The organism is Streptomyces sp. 891-h (genome assembly GCF_022760275.1).
GTDB classification, from domain to species: domain Bacteria; phylum Actinomycetota; class Actinomycetes; order Streptomycetales; family Streptomycetaceae; genus Streptomyces; species Streptomyces spirodelae.
Genome location: NZ_CP050693.1, coordinates 6927107 through 6950948, shown reverse-complemented (window position 1 = coordinate 6950948; position 23842 = coordinate 6927107). Strand labels below are relative to the sequence as shown.

The window sequence follows — 23842 nt, the reverse complement described above, 5'->3', positions numbered from 1 at the left end:
GAAACCGGCTCCCGCCTGCACTGATGCGGGTGGGGCAGGCGTTCCTTCTGTACCTCTCTAGTGCCGATGCTGATTTTGGGCTTAACTTATGAGCATGACCTCCCCCCGCAGCTCTTATAGCGGCGGCTACTACGCTGCACCGTCCTACCCCGAGACGCCGATCTACGACAGTCTCGTCGCCGAGCGGGGCACGCCGCAGATCGCTCCCATCCGGGTGCCGTCGGCCTATGACACGGGGGGCACGGGCAGCGCGCTCGCAGCGCTGCCTCCCGCGCTGCCTTCGGGCCCTTCCGCGCCGCAGCAGCAGATGCACCCCGCGCCTCTGCAGCACACCCCCGCGCCCTCCTACGGCGGCTACCCGGGACCTGCCGCGCCCCAGCCGCAGATGCCGCAGCCCGCGCCGCAGCAGTCGGCACCGATGCGGCAGCAGCCGATGCGACAGGCACCGGCGGCGCTTCCGCCCGGCGGTGGCGGAGCCGGCCAGGGTGGTCCCGTACCGCTGCAGCACACACCCGCACCGCACATCCCGCAGCAGGCGCCGCCGCGGGGCTACGGCTACCCGGGGCCGGGGGGCCCGGCACAGCAGCAGCCCATGCAGCAGCAGCCGCAGCAGCCGCAGGTCCAGGTGCAGCAGTACCAGCAGCAGCCGGTGCACAACCAGGCGACGCAGTACATGCGCCCCGTAGCGCCCCGGCCTGCTGCACCCCGGCCGATGCCCAACCAGTACGAGGACCCCTACGACGGCGGCCACCAGTACCCGGGCCGCGGCTACTGAGCCCCGCGCGCACCAAGACTGTCGGCCTCCGCACCTCCCCTGGCAGCCACCGGCCGAGGCCCCAGGGCGGCGCCCCGGGGCCGGGCGTGGTGCGGCGCTTCAGTCCAGCAGACGGGATCTGATCAGGAAGCGGACTCCCTCCGGTGCTTCAAGGGAGAAGCCGCTGCCCCGGCCGGGGACGACGTCGACGGTCAGATGGGTGTGGCTCCAGTACGCGAACTGGCTGGCGGACATCCAGAACGGCACCGGCTCCGGCACGCCTTCGATCTCCAGCTCGCCGAGGAGGACATCGCTGTCCCCGGTGCGGAACTCGCCACGCTGGTAGCACATGGGACTGCTGCCGTCGCAGCAGCCGCCGGACTGATGGAACATCAGCGGTCCGTGTTTTCCGGTCAGCTCCCGCAGGAGCCGGGCCGCCGCCTCGGTGACGGCGACCCGCTCCGGTTGCGTTCCGTCCATCAGAACAGGCCGAGTTTCTGCGCGGAGTAGCTCACCAGCAGGTTCTTCGTCTGCTGGTAGTGGTCGAGCATCATGTGGTGGTTCTCGCGGCCGATGCCCGACTGCTTGTAGCCCCCGAATGCAGCGTGAGCCGGATATTGGTGGTAGCAGTTCGTCCACACCCGTCCGGCCTGGATGGCGCGCCCGGCACGGTAGGCGCGGGAGCCGTCCCTGGTCCACACACCGGCGCCGAGGCCGTAGAGGGTGTCGTTGGCGATCGCGATGGCGTCGTCGAAGTCCTCGAACCCGGTGACGGAGACGACGGGGCCGAAGATCTCCTCCTGGAAGACCCGCATCCGGTTGCCGCCCTCCAGGATGGTCGGCCGTACGTAGTAGCCGCCCTCCAGTTCGCCGCCCAGTTCGGCGCGGGTGCCGCCGGTGAGGACCTTGGCGCCCTCCTGCCTGCCGATGTCGAGGTAGGAGAGGATCTTCTCCAGCTGGTCGTTGGAGGCCTGCGCGCCCACCATGGTGTCGGTGTCCAGCGGGTGGCCCTGCACGATGGCCTCGGTACGCTCGACGCCCGCGTCCAGGAAGGCGCGGTAGTGGCTGCGCTGGATGAGGGCGCGTGAGGGGCAGGTGCACACTTCGCCCTGGTTGAGGGCGAACATGGTGAAGCCTTCGAGGGCCTTGTCGTAGAAGTCGTCCTGGTCGGCCGAGACGTCGTCGAAGAAGATGTTGGGGCTCTTGCCGCCCAGCTCCAGGGTGACGGGCTTGAGGTTCTCCGAGGCGTACTGCATGATCAGCCGCCCTGTCGTGGTCTCGCCGGTGAAGGCGACCTTGGCGACGCGGGCGCTGCTCGCCAGCGGTTTGCCCGCCTCGGCGCCGAAGCCGTTGACGATGTTGACGACGCCGGGCGGCAGCAGGTCGGCCACCAGGCTCATCCAGTAGTGGATGGAGGCCGGTGTCTGTTCGGCGGGCTTGAGGACGACGGCGTTGCCCGCGGCGAGCGCGGGGGCCAGCTTCCAGGCGGCCATCAGGATGGGGAAGTTCCACGGGATGATCTGGGCGACCACACCCAGGGGCTCGTGGAAGTGGTAGGCGACGGTGTCCTCGTCCAGCTGGGAGAGCGAGCCCTCCTGGGCGCGGATCGCGGCGGCGAAGTACCGGAAGTGGTCGATGGCCAGTGGAATGTCGGCGGCGAGCGTCTCGCGGACCGGCTTGCCGTTCTCCCAGCTCTCGGCGACCGCCAGTTCCTCCAGGTGTGCCTCCATCCGCTGCGCGATCTGGTTGAGGAGCTGGGCGCGCTCGGCGGGCGGCGTACGGCCCCAGGCGGGTGCCGCCTCGTGGGCCGCGTCGATGGCGCGCTCGACGTCCTCGGCCGTACCGCGGGCGATCTCGGTGAAGGGCCGGCCCGTCACCGGGGTGGGGTTCTCGAAGTAGCCGCCCTGTTTCGGGGCGACATAGCTGCCGCCGATCCAGTGGTCGTAGCGCGGCTGGTAGCTCATCAGCGCGCCATCGGTTCCCGGTGCGGCGTAGCGGCTCATTGCTGTGCCTCCCTGTGCTCGGCGTACCAGGCGTCCTGCCCGGTACTCGGCGGTCCCGGCCGCCCTCGGTCGGCGGCGCGGTTGCCCGGGAGGCTAGTTCCGGGAACGTTGCGGATACGTTGCGCGCCGCTCCCCGGTCCTGGGGGGCGGCGGATCGGGCGGCAACAGACCGTAGGACTCCCGCAGTTCGGCCACGCGTATCGCCGTGCGCGGGGTGGGCCGTACGGCGTGCAGCGCCTCCCACACCTCCAGGTCCTGCTCCCCCTCCGCGGTGCACAGCCAGCTCTCCAGCAGCCGCGCCTCCGGCCTGGCCAGCAGGCGGCGGCGCAGACGCTGCTCCAGCAGCCTGCGCAGCCGTACGACGCCCGGCGCCTGGGAGCAGGGCAGCGGGGGGCCGCTGTACGCGTCGAGGGCGGCCGCGGGGTCGTCGGCGGCGAGCGCGTCGGCGACGGTGTCGTAGTCGGTGTGCGGGCGGTCCCGCAACCGGTAGGGGCGGGAGGCCAGCAGCGGTCCGAGAAGGTGCCGCAGCCTGGAGAGTTCGGCGCGCAGGGTGACGGGGTTGACGTCACGCTCGCCGTACAGTTCCCGTGCGAGCTCCTCGCCGCTCAGCCCGTCGGGGTGGGCCGCGAGCAGCAGCAGGATCTCGCTGTGCCGCCGGCCCAGCCGCAGCGGCCCGCCGTCGGCGCGGGTCGCCGGGGTGTGCAGCAGTGCCTCGTCCCTGCCGAGGACGGCGAGCGTGCAGCCGTTCGGCGGCGGCGGTGTGCCGCCCGTGGTGGGTGCCGGTTCGAGTGCGGCCAGCCGTGCCTCGGCCGCGCGTGCCGTGGCCTGGACGAGCGCCAGGCTGTGCGGTGAGGCGAGGTGGTCGCCGCCGGTGAGGTCCACTGCGCCGATGACCCGCCCGGTGTGCGGGTCGTGCACGGGCGCCGCCGCACAGGTCCAGGACTGTACGGGCCGGCAGTAGTGCTCGGCGGCGAAGATCTGGACGGCGTGGTCGACGGCGAGCGCGGTGCCGGGCGCGTTGGTGCCGCTGGCGCGCTCGGTCCACTGGGAGCCCGGCACGAAGTTCATCCGCTCGGCACGGCGCAGCACCTGGCGGTGGCCCTCGACCCACAGCATCGTGCCCCGCTCGTCGCAGACGGACAGCAGATGGGCTCCGTCGTCGGCGATGGTCCCCAGCAGCTCGCGGAAGACGGGCATCGCGTGGGCCAGCGGGTGGGTGGCGCGGCGCAGGGCGAGTCCGGCGTCGTCCACCTCGACTCTGGCCATGCTCTCGGGGCCCAGCCGCGCCCCGGCGCAGCGGCGCCAGGAGTCGGCCACCACCTCGCGGACGGGGGCGGCGATGGGGCCGCCGGTCAGGAACCGTTCGTGGGCGCGGCGCAGCTGCCCGGCCCGCTGGGTCGCGTCCGCGCCCGCCTCGAGCGCCAGCCATGGATTGCGCACCCCGTCATCGTGCAGCGCACGCGGGCGGCAGACAACGGCTCCGGCGCAGTATCGCCCCCACTGACCACGGTTCGGCCACCTGACCCCGTTCCGGCCCGCTGACCGGGGATCACGGGTGTCGGAACCGGTGCGCCCTGGTACCCATCGGGCATGCCGGAACACATGTCCCTCACCGACCGCGAGGCCGAGGCGCTGGACGCACACTGGCGTGCCCTGAACTACCTCTCGGCCTGCCAGCTGTATCTGCGTGCCAACCCGCTGCTGCGCGAGCCGCTGCGGCCCGAGCACATCAAGCCGAGGCTGCTGGGCCACTGGGGCACCTGCCCCGGTCTCGCCCTTGTCCACACCCATCTCAACCGGCTGATCCGCGAGCGGGGGCAGCGCGCCATGGGGGTGTGGGGGCCGGGGCACGGGGCCGCTGCCGTACTGGCGGGGGCCTGGCTGGACGGCAGCTATCAGGAGCTGCGGCCGGACGTGCCGCGGGACGGCGCCGGTATGGAGCGGCTGTTCGCGGACTTCTCCCAGCCGGGCGGCGTCCCCAGCCATACGTCGCCGAGCGTCCCCGGGTCGATCCAGGAGGGCGGCGAGCTGGGCTATGCGCTGGCGCACGCCTACGGTGCCGCGTTCGACAACCCGGATCTGCTGGTGTGCGCGGTGGTCGGCGACGGCGAGGCGGAGACGGGGCCGCTGGCCACCTCCTGGCACGCGAACAAGTTCCTGGACCCGGTGCACGACGGCGCCGTACTGCCGGTGCTGCATCTGAACGGGTACAAGATCGCGAACCCGACGGTGCTGGCCCGGCTGCCCGAGGACGAGCTGGGCGCGCTGATGCGCGGCTACGGCTACGAGCCGCTGTTCGTCACGGCTGAGCAGGACACCCCGCCGCTGGAGGCGCACCGGGCGCTGGCCGAGGTCTTCGACGGGGCGCTGGAGCGGATCGGCGCCATCCAGCGCGCGGCACGCTCGGGTGCCGCCGAGGCGGATGGGCGGCCGCGCTGGCCGATGGTGGTGCTGCGTACGCCCAAGGGCTGGTCGGGCCCCCGCGAGCTGGACGGGGAACCGGTCGAGGGCACCTGGCGCTCCCACCAGGTGCCGCTGCCGGGGGTACGGGACGATCCGGAGCGGCTGCGGCAGCTGGAGGGGTGGCTGCGTTCGTACCGGCCCGAGGAGCTGTTCGACCAGGACGGCAGGCCGCGGCCCGAGGTGCTGGAGTGCGTGCCGGAGGGGGATCTGAGGCTGGGCGCCGTCCCCGAAGCGAACGGCGGCCGGCTGCTGCGGGAGCTGCCGCTTCCCCCGCTGGAGTCGTGCGCGGTGCCGGTGGAGCGACCAGGGGCCGGGGCGCACGAGCCGACACGGGCGCTCGGTGAGCTGCTGAGGGGGCTGCTGACGGCCACCGAGGAGCGCCGCGACTTCCGGCTGTTCGGCCCCGACGAGACGGACTCCAACCACCTCTCGGCGGTCTACAGCGCCTCCGACCGCGGCTGGCAGGCCGGGCTGCTGGGCACCGACGAGCATCTGGGCCGGCACGGGCGGGTACTGGAAGTGCTCTCCGAACACCTGTGCCAGGGCTGGCTGGAGGGGTATGTACTGACCGGCAGGAACGGGCTGTTCGCCTCCTACGAGGCGTTCGCCAACCTCGTCGCGAGCATGGCGGCGCAGCATGTGAAGTGGGTGCACAGCGCCCGTGAGGTGTCCTGGCGGCGGCCGGTCGCCGCGCTCAACTACCTGCTCACCTCGCACGCCTGGCGCCAGGACCACAACGGCTTCTCGCACCAGGACCCCGGCTTCATCGACCATGTACTCAGCAAGAGCCCGGACGTGGTGCGGGTCTATCTGCCGCCGGACACCAACACCCTGCTGTGCGTGGCCGACCACGCGCTGCGGACCCGGGACACGGTGAACGTGGTGGTGGCGGGCAAGCACCCGTGCTTCGACTGGCTGGATCTCGACCAGGCGCGGGCGCACTGTGCTCGCGGCGTGGGCGTCTGGGAGTGGGCCGGCACCGAGCGCGGTGACACCGGGCCCGATGTGGTGCTGGCCTGCGCGGGGGACGTGCCCACGCAGGAGACGCTGGCGGCCGCCTCACTGCTGCGTGAGTGGCTGCCGCAGTTGGCGGTGCGGGTGGTCAATGTGGTGGACATCGCGCGGCTGATGAGCCCCACCGAGCATCCGCACGGTCTGAGTGACGCGGAGTTCGACACCGTCTTCACCCGGGACCGGCCGGTGATCTTCGCGTACCACGGCTATCCGTGGCTGGTGCACCGGCTGACGTACTCCCGCGCCGTGCACGGACAGCTGGCGGTACGCGGCTACCGCGAGTCCGGCTCGACGACGACGCCGTTCGACATGGTGGTGCGCAACGGCATGGACCGCTACCACCTGGTGATGGACGTCATCGACCGGACCCCGGGGCTGGGCGCGCGGGCCGCGGGCGTGCGGCAGCGGGCGGCCGATCTGCGCGAGCGGCACCGGGAGTACGTGCTGGCACACGGCGCGGACATGCCGGAGGTCACCGACTGGCGCTGGCCGAGCCGGTGACCTCCGGAGCGGGGTCCGGCCCCTGCCACCTGGGGCCGGACCCCTGCTGAGGGGGTCGGTCGGGTCCGGTCAGACCTCGACGTCCTCCAGGATGCCCAGCGCGTCCGGCACCAGGACGGCGGCCGAGAAGTAGACGCTCACCAGGTAGGAGATCAGCGCCTTCTCGTCGATGCCCATGAAGCGGACGTTGAGGGAGGGCTGGACCTCGTCGGGGATGCCGGTCTGGTGCAGCCCGATGACGCCCTGGTCCTCCAGGCCCGTGCGCATGGCCAGTACCGAACTGGTCCCGTCCTCGCGTACCGGGATCTTGTCGCAGGGCAGCAGCGGGATGCCGCGCCAGGCGTGCGCCCTGGCGCCCTCGACCTGGGTCTGTTCGGGGTAGATGCCGCGCTTGCTGCACTCGCGGCCGATGGCGGCGATGGTGCGTGGATGCGCCAGCAGATAGCGGGTCTTGCGGCGGCGTGAGATCAGCTCGTCCAGGTCCTCGGGGGCCGGCGGGCCCGACCGGGCGCGGATGCGCTGGCTGAGGTCCGCGTTGTACAGCAGCCCGAACTCGCGGTTGTTGACCAGCTCGTTCTCCTGGCGCTCGCGCAGCGCCTCGATGGTGAGCCGCAGCTGCTCCTGCACCTGGTTCATCGGGTCGTTGTAGAGGTCGGCGACCCGGCTGTGGACCCTGAGCACGGTCTGTGCGACGGCCAGCTCGTACTCGCGGGGGCGCAGCTCGTAGTCGACGAAGGTGCCGGGCAGCGGTTGCTCGCCGACGTGTCCCGAGGCCAGCGCGATATCGGCCTCGCCGCGCCGGTTCTGCGCGGGTACGGAGCGGGCCAGCAGGGTGTCGAGGTGCCGGCGCAGCGGCGGGGCGGCGTCCGCCGTCTGCTGGAACGTGCTGCGGGGCAGCGCGAGTACGGTGCAGCGCGTGGTGGCGCGCAGCGTGTACTCCCAGCTGCCGGGGTCGCTGGTGAGGATCTGATCGCCGGCGTGGTCGCCGTCGGCGATGACACCGAGCTCGATCTCGTCGTCGTACTGGCCCGCGGCCTGCTTGACGACGCGGCCGTGCGCGATCAGCAGCAGCTCGTCGGTGGGCTCGCCGCGGACGGCCAGCGCCTCGCCGGGCGCGTACTCACGCTGGGTGAAGCCGTCGGCCAGCGCGCGCAGGGACGCCTCGTCCTCCAGGCCGCGCAGCAGCGGGATCTCCCGCAGCTCGGCCGGGATGACGCTGACGTCGGTGCCGGTGGAGACGAACTCGATCCTGCCGTCGCCCAGGGTGTGGGTGAGCCGCCGGTTGACGCGGTAGCTGCCGCCGGTGGTCTCCGTCCAGGGCAGTACCCGCAGCAGCCAGCGAGGGGAGATCCCCTGCATCTGCGGCGGCGTCTTGGTGGTGGTGGTCAGCTTGCGCGCGGCCGCTGTGGAGAGGCTCGAGCGGTCGTGCTGCTGGACTTCTTCGGGATGCGTCGTCATCTGTACCCGGTTCCTGGTGTTTCCGACTGCCTGTTGTCCTGGTGTGCCGACGGCGGCTGTCCGCCGGTGCCCCGAGTCCGGGCGCGGTGTCAGTGCCCGAGTTCGACGTCCTCGAGAATTCCGAGCGCGTCGGGCACGAGGACGGCAGCGGAGTAGTAGGCGCTCACCAGGTAGGACATGACGGCCTTTTCGTTGATGCCCATGAAGCGCACCGAGAGACCGGGGCTGTATTCGTCCGGGATTCCCGTCTGGTGCAGTCCGACGACTCCCTGTGCCTTCTCGCCGGTGCGCATCGCCATGATGGAGGTGCTGCCCTGCCGGCTGACCGGGATCTTGTTGCAGGGCAGGATGGGCACACCTCGCCAGGCGGGCAGGGAGTGACCCTCGTAGTCGACCGACTGCGGGTAGACCCCGCGCCTGCTGCACTCGCGGCCGAACGCGGCGATCGCCTTGGGGTGGGCCAGGATGACGCTGGGGTCCTTCCACACGGTGGCCAGCAGCTCGTCGAGGTCGTCCGGCGTGGGCGGGCCGGAGCGGGTGTGGACGCGCTGCCTCATCTCGGCGTTGTGCAGCAGGCCGATCTGACGGTTGTTGACCAGCTCGTGCTCCTGGCGCTCGCGCAGTGCCTCGATGGTGAGCCGCAGCTGCTCCTCGAGCTGGTTCATCGGGTGGTTGTACAGGTCGGCGACCCTGGTGTGGACGCGCAGCACGGTCTGGGCGACTTCCAGTTCGTACTCGCGCGGGCTCAGGTCGTAGTCGACGAAGGTGCCCGGCAGGGGCGGCTCGCCCACGTGGCCGGAGGCCAGCTCGATCGCGGACTCGCCGTTCTCCGTGCGCTGGGACGGGATCAGCGAGCGGGTGGCGGCCAGATGGGAGCGGAGCGAGTCGGAGTCGGCGAGGACGGCGTCGAAGGCGCGCCGCTCCAGATAGAGGACGGTGCCGCTGGTGAGTGAGGTGAGGGTGTGGTCCCAGGTGCCGGTCTGGCCGGTCAGCCGGTCGTCACCGACGAAGTCCCCGTCGGCGAGCACGCCCTGGGTGATGTCCTCGTCGTACCTGCCGCGGACGGAGCGGCGCAGTTTGCCGTGGGCGATCAGGACCAGCCGGTCCGCCGGCGCGCCCTCCTCGACGATCACCTCACCGGGGCGGAAGTCGCGCTGTTCGCAGCGGTCCGCCAGGGCGCTCAGGACCTCCTGGTCCTCGTAGCCGCGCAGCGGCGGCAGCTCGGTCAGCTCCAGCGGGATGACCCGCACCTCGGAGCCGGTGGAGACGAACTCGACCCGGCCGTCGCCCAGAGTGTGGCTCAGCCGCCGGTTCACCCGGAAGGTGCCACCGGTGACCTGGACCCATGGCAGGACCCGCAGCAGCCACCGCGAGGTGATCCCCTGCATCTGCGGAGGTGTCTTCGTGGTGGTCGCGAGATTCCGTGCCGCTGCTGTGGCGAGGCTCTGCTGGGCCTGCTCCGCGCTCTCGCTACCGGAATTCCGCTCCGCCGCAGTCGTCATCCGACACCGCCTGTCCTCGTGATGATCAGTCAATTCACGTGCTGCGGATCGAAGTTAGGTGAGCGGCGAGAACAGCGGCAATCGCTCAAAAGATGCGAGCGGCCCCCGAATGCCCGCGCGATCAGCTGGGTACGGACCGCCCTTCGGCCATACTTTCCTCACGTACGGTAATGAAACTCCATAAATGATCACCGCCCGCAACAACTCCGGGAGCGGGAATATCATCCGCCGCTCCCTGAACCTCTCCGGAGGTGCAGGCGCGCAAGGGGGCGCACGCCACTCTGATCCGCGCCCGCTGTCGGAGGCCGGAAAGCCACTCAGTAAACTCGTTCCGACCACGAGGGGAACGAAGCGAGCCGGCGAAGAGCCCGACGGACGGACGAAGAGCCCGACGGACGGACAGGGAGACAGCGGACCCGAAGACCGCAAGACGGTCGCATCCCGCGGTTCGGGGCCCTTCGGCCCTTCTCGTGCATGCACCGCTCCCGGTGAGGTACGTAAAGGGACGGCGAGAAGGGGGTGAGCGGCCGTGCGCATGATCGTCGGCCTGTGGCGCTGGCGCGGAAATCCGCTGTGCCGCGGCACCGACCGCCGTGAGGCGTGGCTGTCCCTGTGGGCCGCGCTGCTGATCGTCCTGGGTGCCCCGCTGGCGGGCTGGGGCGCGGCGGCGGCCGCCCACGACATGCTGCTGCGCACGGCACACGAGCAGCAGCGGGAACGGCAGCGGATCTGGGCGACGGCCGAGCACGTCACCGTTCTGCCGCCGCTGGACTCCGAAACCGAGACAGCGGCCGGGGCGCCGAACCGCAACCGGGTCGCGGCACGCTGGACGGGCCCCGACGGCACCCCGCACACCGGAACGGTCATGCTGCGCCACCCCGTGGAGCCCGGCGGCCGGTTCCATGTGTGGGCCGACTCGCACGGCCGTCTGACCTCCCGCCCGATGAGCGCGCGCAGCGCCGGCTCGTACGCGCTGCTGGCCGGACTGGCCGCCGCGGCCTGCACCGCCACAGCGCTGGAGGCCGGGCGCCGGGTGACCGTACGGCTGCTGATGCGGCGACGGTACGCGCGCTGGGACGCGGAGTGGGTGCGGATCGGTCCCGACTGGGGCCGCACCGGCACCAGCAACTGACGCGGCACCCGGCAGCTTTCGAAACGGTTCCGAAAAAGGTTCCAAAAGGGTGTCCGTGCCGGTCACTCGGTTGGACCCGTCACCGAGGACCACCAGCGCACGCTACGGTGGTGCGGCCGGCACGGGCGGCGCACTCGGCATTCCGTGCGACAGGCTTAACGCATCTTGGCACGCACGAGGTTGGGGCACAGCACTCCATGGCACAGGGCTCGGTCCAGGTGACGCACAGCGGCACGTCACGGTGGCGGCGGCGTACGGGCGAATACGCGTCGTTGTCCGCCGCGCTGGAGGCGGCGGGCGACGGTGACGTACTCACCGTGGCGCCCGGCACCTACCGGGAGAACCTCGTCATCGAGCGCATGGTGACCCTGCGCGGCCCGGAGCGCGGCGGCTCAGGACCCGTGCGTATCGCACCCTCCGACGGCGTGGCGCTGACCGTGCGCTCCGCCGCGCTCGTCCAGGACCTCCAGATCGAGGGCCAGGACTCGGCCGTGCCCGCCGTGCTGGTGGAGGACGCGGCGCCGGAGCTGGCCGGGCTGCGGGTGATGACCCGCTCGGCCTCGGGCATCGAGGTGCGCGGCGGCGCCCGGCCCACGGTGCGGCGCTGCACCGTGGACAACCCGGCCGGGATCGGCATCAGCATCACCGGTGGGGCGAGCGGCGTCTACGAGGAGTGCGAGGTGGTCGCCGCCGGCCAGTCCGGGGTCCAGGTGCGGGACGGCGCCCGTCCGCGCCTGGCGCACTGCAAGGTGCACCTCGCCTCGGGTGCCGGTATCGCGCTCCAGGGCGAGGGCAGCACACTGGAGGCGCTGGACTGCGAGGTGTACGAGATCAAGGGCAGCGGGCTGCGCGTCGCCGCGCGTGCCAGCGGGCACTTCACCGACTGCCGGGTGCACCGCACCTCGGCCGACGGCGTCACCCTGGAGGGCGACGCGGTGCTCACCCTCGCCGACTGCGACATCCACGACATCCCGGAGAACGCGGTCGATCTGCGCTCCCGTTCGGTGCTCACGCTGACCCGCTCGACGGTGCGCCGCTTCGGCCGTAACGGTCTGTCGGTGTGGGACCCGGGCACCCGTGCGGACGCCAACGGCTGTGAGATACATGAGAGTACGGGCGACTATCCGGCGGTGTGGGTGAGCGACGGCGCCACTGCGGTGCTGGACACCTGCCGGGTGCACTCGGTGCCCGACGCGCTGTTCGTCCTGGACCGGGGCTCGCGCGCGGATGTGCTCGACAGCGACCTCTCCCAGGTGCGCGGCACCGCCGTCTCGGTGAGCGACGGCGCGATCGTCCAGCTGGACGACTGCCGGATCAGCAAGGCGGCCACCGGTGCCTGGTTCCGCGACCACGGCAGCGGCGGGGTGCTCAACGGCTGCACCATCGACCAGGCTGCGACCGGCGTCATCGTCACCAAGGGCGCGGACCCCACCGTCGAGCGCTGCACGGTCAGCGGCTCGGGCGAGGCCGGGTTCTATGTGTCGGCCGAGGGGCGCGGGACCTTCCACAACTGCCGGGTGACCGGCTCGCGCGGCTACGGCTTCCACGTCATCGACGGCTGCCGCACGACGCTGCGCCGCTGTCGCACCGACCGGTGCACGCGCGGGGGCTACGAGTTCGCCGAAGAAGGCCCGATCGTGGAGGACTGCACCAGCGACGAGAGTGCGGCAGCCGTCACCGCGCTGCCCGCCACCGCCACGAGCGGCGCGGCCTCCGCCACCGCCCCGCAGGCCGCTGACGCCTCCGCCGCCGAGGGCTCGGCCGGGCTGCTGACCGCGCAGGCCGCACTCCCCAGGCAGCGCTCGGAAAGCTCGCTCACGTCGGGGCTCGCGGCGGCTCCGGCAGCCACCGGTGCGCCCGGCGACGATCCGGCGGGCGGGGACCCGGCAGGGGACGCGCCGCGTCCGGCCAAGGAGGTGCTGGGCGAACTCGACGCGCTGGTCGGGCTGGAGAGCGTCAAGCGCGAGGTGCGGGCGCTCACCGACATGATCGAGGTCGGCCGCAGGCGGGAGGCAGCGGGGCTCAAGGCGGCCTCCGCGCGACGGCACCTGGTCTTCACCGGCTCACCGGGCACCGGCAAGACGACGGTGGCCCGCCTCTACGGCGAGATCCTGCGCTCCCTCGGTGTGCTGCGGCGTGGCCACCTGGTCGAGGTCTCCCGCGTCGACCTGGTGGGCGAGCACATCGGCTCGACGGCGATCCGCACCCAGGAGGCGTTCGAGAAGGCCAAGGGCGGGGTGCTGTTCATCGACGAGGCGTACGCGCTCGCCCCGCAGGACTCGGGCCGCGACTTCGGCCGCGAGGCCATCGACACACTGGTGAAGCTGATGGAGGACCACCGCGACGACGTGGTGGTGATCGTGGCGGGCTACACCACCGAGATGGAGCACTTCCTGGCCGCCAACCCGGGCGTTGCCTCCCGCTTCTCGCGCACGATCACCTTCGGTGACTACGCGCCGGAGGAGCTGCTGCACATCGTCGAACAGCAGGCCGAGGAGCACGAGTACCACCTGAGCGAGGGCTCGCGGCAGGCGCTGCTCGGCTACTTCGCGCGGATGCCCAAGGGGCCCTCGTTCGGCAACGGGCGTACGGCGCGGCAGACGTTCGAGGCGATGGTCGAGCGGCACGCGGGCCGGGTCGCCCAGTTGCCCGACCCGAGCACCGAGGACCTCACCCTGCTCTACCCGTCTGACCTGCCCGACTCCGCCTGAGCCGGTCCGCAGCCGGGTCCGGGACGGACTCCGGCTCCGGCTCCGGCTGCCGCGGTACGCCCTCCGTGGGCTGCCGGAACCGTACGGAGCGCTCCTCCAGTCGGGCCAGCAGCCCGGCGCGCTCCTGTGCGAAGGCAGGGTCCGCCTGATAGTCGCCGTGCGCCAGGATCGGCTCCGGCAGCGGCAGTTCACGCGTGCGGCCGTAGACGAGCGGGTCGCGCAGCGGGCCGCGGTCCACGCCGCGGCACTCCTCGGGCGGTCCGGGCTCGGGGGTGTCGGCGCTCTCCGGCCGCACGGGGCCCCCGATCGGGTCGGTCAGCCGCCACAGGTTGCGCCAGCACTCCAGACCGCCGTGGAACGAGGCGAGCCGGTGCGGCCCGAAATAGGCGGGGAACCAGCGCCCGTAGAGGCGTTCCAGCGGGGAACCGTAGGTGAGCAGCGCGATCTGGCGGCGGGTGTCCGGGTCCAGCTGCCAGACGGCGGCTGCCGCCAGCACGCTGCCCTGCGAGTGGCCGGAGATCACCAGGCGGCGCTCCGGCCGCTGGTCGGTCCACATCGCCATCCGCCAGGCCAGGTCGGGCACGGCGCGCTCGGCGTAGCAGGGCGGCGCGAACGGGTGGGCGCAGCGCGGCCAGAAGGTGCCCACGTCCCACAGGATGCCGACGGTGCGGCGGGCCGAGGCGTCCTTGTAGGCGCGGCGGCTCCAGGCCAGCAGCAGGACGAAGGCGAACCCGACCAGCCAGGAGCCGAGGGTCTGGACGGTGTCGGCGAACCCCGCGACGAAGTCGGGGGCGCCGTCGGTCGCCTCGCCGGGCACCTGCCCGGTCCACAGCGTGCCGACCACGGCGACGCCGCCCAGCACGAGGGTGGCGGCGGCGACGGTGGCCACCAGCCAGGGCGCCTGGTCGGTGAGGCCGGCCCTGGCGATCGCCGAGGCGATCCGGCGGGACCGCGACTCGTCGGGCAGAGAGTCCGGATAGCCGGCCGCCACATCGTCGGTGAGCCGACGCGCGTCGCGCCACACCCGGAAGACGAACCAGCAGGCCAGCAGCAGTACCAGCGCGAGCAGCACCGGGATGATGGACGCCTGCCAAGTGAGCACGATGGGCGGTCCGGCGATGTGTCCGCCGCCCTGGCCCGGGGTGCCCGGCCCGTCCAGCCAGTCCCCGACCCGCTGGGAGACGCCACCGGAGAGCAGTCCGCCCAGCCCGCAGGCGAGCATCCCGACGCAGCCGGAGGCCAGCCCGGCCAGCGCCGTACGGGGCACCCTGGTGAGGCGGTGCAGCCGCAGTCCGAGGACGCCGAGCGCGACCACGAGGGCGCCCTGGAGCACGGCGAGGACACCGAACGCCTCGTCACCGGGGAGGGGGCCGCTGGAAGTCCAGCCGGGGCGGCTCCAGCCGCTGTGCACGACGGCGAGCAGCAGTACGGCGAGGGAGGCACCGGGCAGCCCGTGCACGGCCGGCGAGTCGGCCTCGTCGTCCGGTTCGCTCTCCTTGCGGCCCCTGCGGCAGACGACGTAGAGCACCCAGACCGCGCCGGCCAGCACCAGCCCGGTCAGCAGCCAACCGCAGACATCGAGCACGGCGTTGCCGCCGGGCGTCCGGTCGTGCTTGGTCGTGGCAGCGGTGAGGGCCCCGGCCACGGTCAGGAAACCGGCGGCGGTGTGCGCCGCGCGCAGCCGGGCGACGAGGCGCTTGCCGTACCAGAAGCCGGGCAGCGACAGCGGCGGGCGCCCGTCGGCTGCGGGGTCGTCCTCGGGCACGGTGCGCTCCAGCGGCGGCTGGGACTCGTACGCGCTCCAGGTGCGGTGCGAGAGCCACCACAGCAGCACCGTCACGGCGGTGGGCAGCACGGCGGCCAGGGCGAGCCTGCGGCCGGGCTGGCTCCACCAGCCGCCGAGGTCCCCGGGTCCCTGCGGCGCGGCCATGAACCCCAGCCAGGTGCGCTCCTGGGCGCAGCGCTCGCTTCCGGCGCACTGCCAGGCGATCAGGTCGAGCGCCACCTCGCAGGCGGCGGCGATCAGCAGCACGGTCAGCGAGAGCGCGATCAGCCGGACCAGGAGGCCGTGCAGCCGCACGGTGCGGCGGCGGCCGTGTGCGGCCGGCCGGGTCCAGTGTGCGAGGTTGGCGACCATGAACGGCAGCAGGATCAGCCACAGTGCGCGGGCCCCGTTGCCCGAGGTGAGGTTCGACCAGCAGTACGCCTCCGGGACCGGTCTGCCCGCGTAGTCCTCGGGGTGCCGCTCGGCGTCCACGTCGTCGGTGCGGCGGTGTATCGCCGCCGTGCTGTCCCCCGTGACGCGCTCGGTGCGCGGGTCGCCGAGCATCTCGGCGGGAGTGGTTCCCCCCACTCCGTGTACGAGCAGTTCCAGCGCCAGGCCCGGCTTTCCGGGCGCGCTGTCGGGTGCGTGGTCTGACGGCACTGTGCTTCCCCCGAGTCCCCCGAACGGTGTGTCAGCTATGCGTCGGCTGTGTGTGACAGCGTGTCCGATACCTGTGACAGCATCACCGTCCGGGCCGCCGCTGTGCCACCCCCTCACGGGTGAAGGTGGCGTGCCCGGTGCCGGATCGTGACAGGAGCGCCCCGGTTGTACGCGTGGGAGGATGGCCCCCACCAGCGGCCTCCCCCACAGCCCGGACAAGTCGGTCAGGAAGGAACGGAGACAGCGGCAGTGAGCGACAACCAGAACCTCCTCGCCGAGCAGCGGCGTGCGCTGATCCTGGAGGAGGTGCGGCGGCGGGGCGGGGCGCGGGTCAACGAGCTGACCCGGAAGCTGTCGGTCTCGGACATGACGGTGCGGCGCGACCTGGACGCGCTGGCCCGGCAGGGCGCCCTTGAGAAGGTGCACGGTGGTGCGGTTCCGGTCGCCGAGGCGAGCACGCACGAGCCCGGGTTCGAGGCGAAGTCCTCGCTGGAGCTGAGCGCGAAGGAGGACATCGCACGCGCGGCCGCCACCATGGTCCAGCCGGGCACCGCGATCGCGCTCTCGGGCGGTACGACGACGTTCGCGCTGGCGCGGCACCTGCTGGACGTGCCGAATCTGACGGTGGTCACCAACTCGGTGCGGGTCGCCGATGTCTTCCACTCCGCGCAGCGTGCGAGCAACGGCGCGGGCGGGACCCGTGCGGGCGCGGCCACGGTGGTGCTGACGGGCGGGGTGCGTACGCCCTCGGACTCGCTGGTGGGTTCGGTGGCGGACGCGGCGATCCGCTCGCTCCACTTCGACGCGCTGTTCCTGGGAGTGCACGGGATATCGGTCGAGGCCGGGCTCTCCACGCCGAACCTGGCCGAGGCCGAGACGAACCGGCACTTCGTGGGCTCGGCGCGCCGGGTGATCGTGGTGGCCGACCACACCAAGTGGGGGACGGTGGGGCTGAGTTCGTTCGCCTCCCTGGACCAGGTGGACGCGCTGGTGACGGACGGCGGGATGCCGCCGGAGGCGCGCGAGGAGATCCGGGAGCGGCTGCCGGAGCTGGTGGTGGCCGGTGAGCAGGATGCGGAGGGGGCGGCGGACGCGCTCTGACGCGAACGGGGCGTGGACCGACAGGCGGCGCCGGGGTGCAGGCGGCGCTAGGGTGGTCGCACCGCACACCCGTTCGCGTACCGCTGGGGGTCGTTCGTATGGCACGTCAACTGCCGGTTCGGCAACTGCGTCCCGTGGTGCTGGACTTCGCAGACACCGCACCGCTGCGGCTCTCCTTCACCGCCGATCTGTCGGTGCCCGTCGAGCGGGTCTACACGGCGCTGGCTGACGAGGTGGAGGCGTGGCCGAGCTGGTTCGCCGCGGTGACCGAGCTGCGCCCGACAGCCGACGGCAAGGGGCGGGAGGTCCGGCTCAAGGGCGGGGGCTTCTTCGACGAGACGGTCATGGCGGCGCTCCCCGGTGAGCGGTACGCCTACCGGGTCGACCGCACCAACGCACCGGGCGTTCGCGCCTTGCTGGAGGACTGGCACCTGGCCCCTTCTCCGGCCGGAGGCGCGAGGGTGCGCTGGACCATGGCGGTCGACGGCACCCCCGCGCTGCGTACGGTACTGCGGCTGGGCAAGCCCGGACTGGGGGCCTCGTTCCGGGACGCCATGCGGAAGCTGGAGCGCAGGCTGCGCCCCTGACGCCGTGCGCGGCTCACGCTAGCCGGAAGTGTCGGCGCGGGCGGGCCAGGCCAGCTCCGTCCAGTCGCCGGTGGCCAGGAAGCGCTCCAGGGTGCGCGCGTAGGGCACGATGTCCAGGCCCTGTTCGGCGAGCCAGGCGTCCGAGTAGTACTTGTCCAGGTACCGCTCGCCGGGGTCGCACAGCAGGGTGACGACGCTGCCCCGCTCCCCCGCGGCCAGCATCTCGGCGACGATCCGCAGGCTGCTCCACAGCCCGGTCCCGGTGGAGCCGCCCGCCTTGCGTCCCAGCACCCGGTCGAGCGTGCGTACGGCGGCGACGCTGGCGGCGTCCGGGACCTTCATCATGCGGTCGATGGCTCCCGGGACGAAGCTGGGCTCCATCCGCGGCCGCCCGATGCCCTCGATACGGGAGCCGGTCTCGCTGGCGGCGTCCGGGTCGCCGCGCGTCCAGCCGTCGAAGAAGCAGGAGTTCTCCGGGTCGGGCACGCACACCCGGGTGTCGTACTGCATATAGCGGATGTAGCGCGCGAAGGTCGCCGAGGTCCCGCCGGTTCCCGCGGTGGCCACGATCCAGGCGGGTTCCGGGTGACGCTCGCGGCTCAACTGCCCGTAGACGCTCTCGGCGATGTTGTTGTTGCCGCGCCAGTCGGTGGCCCGCTCGGCGTAGGTGAACTGGTCCATGAAGTGGCCGCCGCTCTCGGCGGCCAGCCGTGCGGAGACCTCGTAGACGGTGCGCGGGTCGTCGACCAGATGACAGGTGCCACCGTGGAACTCGATCAGCCGGGTCTTCTCACTGCTGGTGGTGCGCGGCATCACGGCGATGAACGGCACCCCGATCAGCTTCGCGAAGTATGCCTCGCTCAGCGCGGTGGAGCCGCTGGACGCCTCGATCACGGGCCGCCCGGGGCGGATCCAGCCGTTGCACAGCGCGTACAGGAACAGCGAGCGCGCCAGGCGGTGTTTGAGGCTGCCGGTGGGGTGGGTCGACTCGTCCTTGAGGTACAGGTCGATGCCCCACTCCTCGGGGAGCGGGAAGGCGAGCAGGTGCGTGTCGGCGCTGCGGCCGCTCTCGGCCCGCACTTTGCGTACCGCCTCCTGGAGCCAGCGCCGGTGGTCCGGGTCGCTGCGGTCGACGTCCTGGGTGGGGAGGTCGGGGACGGGAGGGGCGGGTTCGGTGGTGCTCACGGGCCGATCATAGAGGGGGGTTGGTAGACAGGCCCGGACGTGGGCATGCTCACGGCGAGGGGTGGAGCTTCTCCGGGTGTACGGACACCGCTGGGGGGTACCCCTGCTCGGCAGGACGCGGTGGGAGGCGGTGTGACGTGGCGGAGCCGGAGTTCGACGCGACCGGGGTCGGGATAAGCCGGATGCTTCGCTCACTCACCCGGGCCGGCCATGTGCTGGTGCGGGACGGCGAACTGGTGCTGATGACCAGCTACGGCAGTGAGATCGACAGCGCGCCGGTCGAGGAGGTGCGGATCAGCGGCTACGGGCTGCGGGATCAGGCACTGGCGACGCTGGGCGGCAGAAGCTATCTGCTGCGCCTCGGCCTGCGGCACCGGGAGGGGCTGCTGGCGGCCGTGCGGACGGCGCGGGCCAAGGCCGCCGCCGAGCGCGGCGTGCTCGGCAGATGAACGGCCGTCGAGCGACCATCGGGCAGGCGCCGGGCAGACGCTGAGCAGACACTGAGCCCCCTGCGTGACCGAATCGTCGCTGTGCGTTTGCACCTCCGCTCGTCCGCTCTCATCCTGGCTCTGTAGCGCACGTCACATGTGATCCGTCCCCGCCCGCCGGGCGGCCCCTCGTGAGGGAGTCACAGTCGTGATCAGTCCACCGAGCAGCACGAGCAAGCACATCCCCCCGGAGCGGCACTGTGCCGTGGAGTTCCAGGCGCTGCCCTCGCGGATAGGCCAGGTCCGCAGGATCGTCTCCGCGCAGTTGCGGTACTGGCGTCTGGACGCCCTCATCGATACGACGGCCCTCGGGCTGACCGAGCTGCTGGCCAACGTACACCGGCACGCAGACCCCGAGGGGCGGAGCGGCGGCCAGAGCCCCGCGCCCGCCGACAAGCACTGCACCGTGGAACTCTCCTACATGTGGAACCGGCTCACGGTCTCGGTGCGCGACCACGATCCCCGGCTGCCGCGGATTCGCGGCGCGGCGCCCAGCGAGCCGCTGTCCACCAGCGGGCGGGGGCTGGCGCTGGTGGCGTCCCTCAGCGAGAGCTGGGGAATGCGCACCCAGCCCGACGGCGCCGGGAAGATCGTCTGGTTCTCCCTCCCGGCCCCGCCGCCGGATACGACAGCCCGGCACCGTACCCGAAAGGGCGGTGCCGCACGCGACACCGCCCAACCGGACCATCCGGCCCCCGCCCCGGCCCCCGTGCCGCCTCCCGTCGAGGCGGAGCCCGCCGCAGCGGGCTGAGGCTCGGCCCGCGCGCCCGGCGTGCGGGGTGCGCTTGCCCGCCGGCGCGCCTCACGCAGCGACAGCTCTCAGCATGTCCAGGCGCGCGGCCCTGCGCGCGGGGCGCCAGCCCGCCAGCAGCCCGGCCAGGACACCGACCAGGGCGACGACGGTCAGCTGCAGCGGCGGCAGACTGAAGACGCTCACGCCCCTGCTGTCGGTGGCCCGCACAAGGGCCCAGCCGAGGAAGGCACCGAGTCCGAGCCCGCCAGCCGTGCCGAAGGCGGCGACCAGCACCGACTCCCACCGCACCATGGCCCGCAACTGGCCGCGCGTCTGGCCGACCGACCGCAGCAGCCCCAGCTCCCTGGTGCGCTCGTACACGGCGAGCGTGAGGGTGTTGGCGATGCCCAGCAGCGCGATGAGGACGGCGAGGCCGAGCAGCGCGTAGACGAGGGTCAGCATCATGTCGATACCGGCGGCCGAGGACTGCGCGTACTCCTCGCGGGTCTGCACATCCGGCTCGCCGTAGCGGTCGGCGACCCGCTCGACGGCGGCTTTGCCCGCCGCCTGTGAGACGCCGTCCTCGAAGCTGACGGCCAGCAGGGTGTCGGTGTCCTGGGTGCGGTGCGGCGCCCACGCCCGGTGGGTGATGACGTAGTCGCCGGTCAGCTCGCTCGTCTCGTAGACGGCGCGGACGGTGAAGCGCTGTTCGGTGCCGTCGGTGAAGGCGAGCTTCGCCGTGGAGCCGGGCCGCCAGCCGTGGTCGGCGGCCTCGCTCCGGGAGACGGCCATTCCGTGTGCGCCCAGGCCGGTGAGCTTGCCGTCCACCTCGCCCAGGTGCAGCACGCGGGGCAGCGCCGCCGGGTCGGTGACGGTGAGCTCCTGGCCGACGCCGTCGACGCGGGCGACGCCCTTGCCCAGCCCGAGCGCGGTGTCCACCTCCGGCAACCGCTGCACGGCGGGCGCCAGCCGGGGGCTCAGGCCGCTCCCACCCGCGCCGAAGCCGGGGGTGCTGACCGCGACGTCTCCGGCGAAGTTGCGGCTGACCGTCTCGTCCATCATCGCCTTCAGTGAGGAGGCGAAGACGGTGAAGAGCGTGACGACGGCGACGCCGATCATCAGTGCGCCCGCGGTTGCCGCGGTGCGCTTGGGGCTGCGCAGCGCGTTGCGCTGGGCGAGCGCCCCGACCGTTCCGCGCAGCCTGGCGACCGGCCCGCCCATCACCCGTACGGCGAGAGCCGCGGCCACCGGGCCGAGGACGACGAAGGCGGCGAGCACCGCGACGGCACCGGACGCCGTCAGGGTCACCGACCTGCTGCCGGAGGCCGCGCCCAGCACGGTGAGCCCGGCACCGGCCGCGCCGAGCACGACACCCACGGCAGCACGTACCCGGGAGACGCGGGAGTGCTCGACGGCGGTCTCCCGCAGCGCGGCCAGCGGCGCGGTGCGCCCCGCCCGCACGGCGGGCAGCAGCGCGGAGCCGAGGCACACCACGATCCCGGCCCCGAGCGGCAGCAGCAGCGAGAGCCCCTTGATGACCAGCGCCTCCTCGGGGAAGGGGAACCCGATCGCCGGGAAGAGCGCCTGGAGACCGGCGGCGATGCCGATGCCGGCGGCGAGTCCCACGGCCGAGGCGACAGCGCCGACGGCCGCTGCCTCACCGAGCGTGGTGCCCAGCACCTGCCGCCGGGAAGCACCGAGGGCCCGCAGCAGCGCGTTCTCACGGGTGCGCTGGGCGACGACGATGGCGAAGGTGTTGTGGATGGAGAAGACGGCGACCAGCAGCGCGATACCCGAGAAGACCAGCAGCATGCTGGTGAACAGGGTCAGGAACTGGCCGGAGATGTTCTCGGAGTTCTCCTCGGCCGCCTCCTCGCCGGTGACCGCCTCCACGCCCTTGGGCAGCGCGGCCTCCAGGCGCTCGGCGAGCTGCTGCTGACTGGTGCCGTCCTCGGCCCGTACCCGGATCGAGGCGGCCATGCCGGGCTCGGGCATCAGGTACTTCTCGGCGTCAGCGCGGGTCAGCCCGGTGAAGGTGGCCTTCCCCATGCCGCTCTCGCCGCCGAAGGTGGCCAGGCCGACGATCTTCACTCGTACGGGGTCGGGGGTGCGCAGCGTCGTGACGTCCCCGATCTCGAGCTTGCCGGCCTCGGCGGCGCCCTCGTTGACGACGGCCTCCCCGGAGGCACGGGGCGCCCGGCCCCGCGCGAGCTCGTAGGGATTGAGCTCCTTGTCGTGTATCCAGTTGCCCGCGGTGGTGGGCGGGCCCTTGCCGCCGACGGGTTCGCCGCCCGCACCCACGAGTTGTCCGGCGCCCTCGATGCTGGGCTCCGCCGCGGCGACGCCGGGCGTGCCGCGTACGGCCCGGAGGCTCGCCGCGGTGCGCAGCGGGCCGCGGGTGCCCATGGCGTCGTCGGAGGTGGTGATGACGCCCTCGCTGCGCACCACGGCGTCGGTACCGCTGGTGGCGTTGCCGAACAGCGTGTCGAATCCCGCCCGCAGGGTGTCGCCCATGACGAGGGTGCCGGTGAGGAAGGCGACGCCCAGCAGCACGGCGGAGAAGGTGCCGGCGAAGCGCCGCTTGTGGGTGCGCAGCGAGGCGAGGCTGATCCGCAGCGCGGTGCGGGCGCTGCCGCCCGCGCTCGCACCGGCTCCGCTGTCGGCGCTCATCGGGCCACCCCCGCACGGTCGTAGGACTTGAGCTGGTCCAGCACCCGCTCCGCCGTCGGCTGCGGCATCCGCCCGGACAGCCGGCCGTCGGCGAGGAAGACGACCTCGTCGGCGTGTGCGGCGGCCACCGGGTCGTGGGTGACCATCACCACCGTGCGGCCCATCTCGTGCACCGCGCGGCCGAGCAGCCCGAGCACCTCCTCGCCGGAGCGGGAGTCGAGGTTGCCGGTGGGTTCGTCGGCGAAGACCACCTCGGGCCGGGAGGCCAGCGCCCGGGCGACGGCGACGCGCTGCTGCTGGCCGCCGGAGAGCTCGCTCGGCCTGTGGCGCAGCCGGTCACCGAGGCCGACGACGTCGATGAGGGCCTCGGTCCACTCCGGGTCGACGCGGGAGCCGGCCAGGTCCTGCGGGAGCGTGATGTTCTCGGCGACGGTGAGGGTCGGCAGCAGGTTGAACGCCTGGAAGACGAAGCCGACGCGTTCGCGGCGCAGCACGGTGAGCTTCTTGTCGCTGAGGGAGCCCAGTTCGGTGCCGCCGATGAAGGCCTGCCCCGAGGTGAGGGTGTCCAGCCCGGCCGCGCAGTGCATCAGGGTGGACTTGCCGGAGCCGGAGGGCCCCATGATGGCGGTGAAGCGGCCCGTCTCGAAGCCGAGCGTCACCTCGTCGAGTGCGCGGACCTCCACCTCACCGCTGCCGTAGACCTTCACGGCAGCGGTGACGCGGGCCGCGGCGGTGCCGCTCATCGCTTGCCGCCCTCGGATGCGCCGCGGCTGCGCTCACGGGTGCTCTCGTTCAGCACGGAGACGCGGCGCCAGTACTCGTCCTCGTCCATCTCGCCCTGCGCGAAGCGCCGGTCGAGCATCTCGAGCGGGCTCTCGGCGCCCTGTCCGCCGTGCGGCTGCGGCGTCCGCCAGGGGCCGCGAGGGCCACGGCCGCGCCAGACGGTGCGGCGCAGCAGGAAGATGCCGCCCGCGATGACGGCGGCCCAGATGACGGGGAACAGCAGGATCCAGGGCCCCGGCCCTCCGTCGCCGTGCCAGTGTGCCAGCGTCTGCATGGTTCTCAGCTCCTCGGTAGCGGTCTGTGGTGCCTTTTCGCTACCGAGAGTGCGCGCT

At 72.5% G+C, this 23842-nt stretch carries 18 protein-coding genes; 8 read left to right on the top strand and 10 right to left on the bottom strand.

The genetic code is table 11. The features are described 5' to 3' along the window. Nucleotides 1–94 precede the first annotated feature (94 nt). Nucleotides 95–775 (top strand): DUF6643 family protein, encoded by a 681-nt coding sequence (locus HC362_RS30730; RefSeq protein WP_243087477.1) that lies wholly within the window; start codon nucleotides 95–97, stop codon nucleotides 773–775. 99 nt (nucleotides 776–874) lie between these two features. Here HC362_RS30730 and HC362_RS30725 read toward each other — a convergent pair whose 3' ends face one another. From HC362_RS30725 to HC362_RS30715, 3 genes are all read right to left on the bottom strand, one after another. Beyond that, entirely contained in the window at nucleotides 875–1234 is a 360-nt protein-coding gene (locus tag HC362_RS30725) for a DUF779 domain-containing protein (protein ID WP_243087476.1), read from the bottom strand. Further along, the gene (locus HC362_RS30720) at nucleotides 1234–2757 is read right to left on the bottom strand and encodes an aldehyde dehydrogenase family protein (RefSeq protein WP_243087474.1); all 1524 of its coding nucleotides are present in this window, start codon (nucleotides 2755–2757) and stop codon (nucleotides 1234–1236) included. Before HC362_RS30720 ends, HC362_RS30725 begins: the two co-directional genes overlap by 1 nt. 93 nt (nucleotides 2758–2850) lie before the next feature. After that, complete coding sequence (locus HC362_RS30715; protein WP_243087472.1) at nucleotides 2851–4197, bottom strand: helix-turn-helix domain-containing protein; 1347 nt, start codon at nucleotides 4195–4197, stop codon at nucleotides 2851–2853. Nucleotides 4198–4347: 150 nt separating this feature from the next. On the opposite strand from HC362_RS30715, the gene HC362_RS30710 reads away from it, so the two are divergent. After that, nucleotides 4348–6735 (top strand): phosphoketolase family protein, encoded by a 2388-nt coding sequence (locus HC362_RS30710; protein WP_243087470.1) that lies wholly within the window; start codon nucleotides 4348–4350, stop codon nucleotides 6733–6735. Between the two features lie 69 nt (nucleotides 6736–6804). Here HC362_RS30710 and HC362_RS30705 read toward each other — a convergent pair whose 3' ends face one another. Continuing rightward, entirely contained in the window at nucleotides 6805–8193 is a 1389-nt protein-coding gene (locus tag HC362_RS30705; protein WP_243087468.1) for a family 2B encapsulin nanocompartment shell protein, read from the bottom strand. A gap of 89 nt (nucleotides 8194–8282) precedes the next feature. Next, on the bottom strand, nucleotides 8283–9695 hold the full coding sequence (locus HC362_RS30700; protein WP_243087467.1) for a family 2B encapsulin nanocompartment shell protein: 1413 nt from the start codon (nucleotides 9693–9695) through the stop codon (nucleotides 8283–8285). Between the two features lie 535 nt (nucleotides 9696–10230). On the opposite strand from HC362_RS30700, the gene HC362_RS30695 reads away from it, so the two are divergent. Both HC362_RS30695 and HC362_RS30690 read left to right on the top strand, forming a co-directional pair. Beyond that, the gene (locus HC362_RS30695; RefSeq protein ID WP_347568546.1) at nucleotides 10231–10827 is read left to right on the top strand and encodes a hypothetical protein; all 597 of its coding nucleotides are present in this window, start codon (nucleotides 10231–10233) and stop codon (nucleotides 10825–10827) included. Nucleotides 10828–11024: 197 nt separating this feature from the next. Beyond that, nucleotides 11025–13538, top strand: coding sequence for a right-handed parallel beta-helix repeat-containing protein (locus HC362_RS30690; protein WP_243087463.1), 2514 nt, complete (start codon nucleotides 11025–11027; stop codon nucleotides 13536–13538). Here the strand turns inward: HC362_RS30690 and HC362_RS30685 are convergent. Further along, entirely contained in the window at nucleotides 13498–15963 is a 2466-nt protein-coding gene (locus HC362_RS30685; RefSeq protein WP_243087461.1) for a lipase family protein, read from the bottom strand. The two genes, HC362_RS30690 and HC362_RS30685, sit on opposite strands and share 41 nt — an antisense overlap. 249 nt (nucleotides 15964–16212) lie before the next feature. Between HC362_RS30685 and HC362_RS30680 the strand changes: the two genes are divergently transcribed. Further along, a complete protein-coding gene (locus tag HC362_RS30680) occupies nucleotides 16213–17064 on the top strand; it encodes a DeoR/GlpR family DNA-binding transcription regulator (protein WP_243087459.1) in 852 nt (283 codons plus the stop codon). 98 nt (nucleotides 17065–17162) lie between these two features. Then, nucleotides 17163–17651, top strand: coding sequence for an SRPBCC family protein (locus HC362_RS30675; RefSeq protein ID WP_243087457.1), 489 nt, complete (start codon nucleotides 17163–17165; stop codon nucleotides 17649–17651). Between the two features lie 18 nt (nucleotides 17652–17669). On the opposite strand, the gene HC362_RS30670 is transcribed toward HC362_RS30675, so the two are convergent. Continuing rightward, nucleotides 17670–18836: a PLP-dependent cysteine synthase family protein gene (locus tag HC362_RS30670; protein WP_279240154.1), complete on the bottom strand. Its 1167-nt coding sequence runs from the start codon at nucleotides 18834–18836 to the stop codon at nucleotides 17670–17672. Between the two features lie 137 nt (nucleotides 18837–18973). On the opposite strand from HC362_RS30670, the gene HC362_RS30665 reads away from it, so the two are divergent. Both HC362_RS30665 and HC362_RS30660 read left to right on the top strand, forming a co-directional pair. After that, complete coding sequence (locus tag HC362_RS30665) at nucleotides 18974–19285, top strand: hypothetical protein (protein WP_209263048.1); 312 nt, start codon at nucleotides 18974–18976, stop codon at nucleotides 19283–19285. A 187-nt stretch (nucleotides 19286–19472) separates the two neighbouring features. Next, nucleotides 19473–20075 (top strand): ATP-binding protein, encoded by a 603-nt coding sequence (locus HC362_RS30660; RefSeq protein WP_243087455.1) that lies wholly within the window; start codon nucleotides 19473–19475, stop codon nucleotides 20073–20075. Between the two features lie 51 nt (nucleotides 20076–20126). On the opposite strand, the gene HC362_RS30655 is transcribed toward HC362_RS30660, so the two are convergent. Genes HC362_RS30655 through HC362_RS30645 form a run of 3 tightly spaced genes read right to left on the bottom strand, consistent with a single transcriptional unit; the run spans nucleotide 20127 to nucleotide 23784 of the window. Continuing rightward, nucleotides 20127–22727 carry an ABC transporter permease gene (locus HC362_RS30655; RefSeq protein WP_243087453.1) on the bottom strand — a complete coding sequence of 867 codons (2601 nt, stop codon included), beginning with the start codon at nucleotides 22725–22727 and terminating at the stop codon, nucleotides 20127–20129. Beyond that, complete coding sequence (locus HC362_RS30650) at nucleotides 22724–23470, bottom strand: ABC transporter ATP-binding protein (protein WP_243087452.1); 747 nt, start codon at nucleotides 23468–23470, stop codon at nucleotides 22724–22726. The genes HC362_RS30655 and HC362_RS30650 overlap by 4 nt, the downstream gene beginning before the upstream one ends. Continuing rightward, on the bottom strand, nucleotides 23467–23784 hold the full coding sequence (locus HC362_RS30645) for an SHOCT domain-containing protein (RefSeq protein ID WP_243087451.1): 318 nt from the start codon (nucleotides 23782–23784) through the stop codon (nucleotides 23467–23469). Before HC362_RS30645 ends, HC362_RS30650 begins: the two co-directional genes overlap by 4 nt. Nucleotides 23785–23842 lie beyond the last annotated feature (58 nt).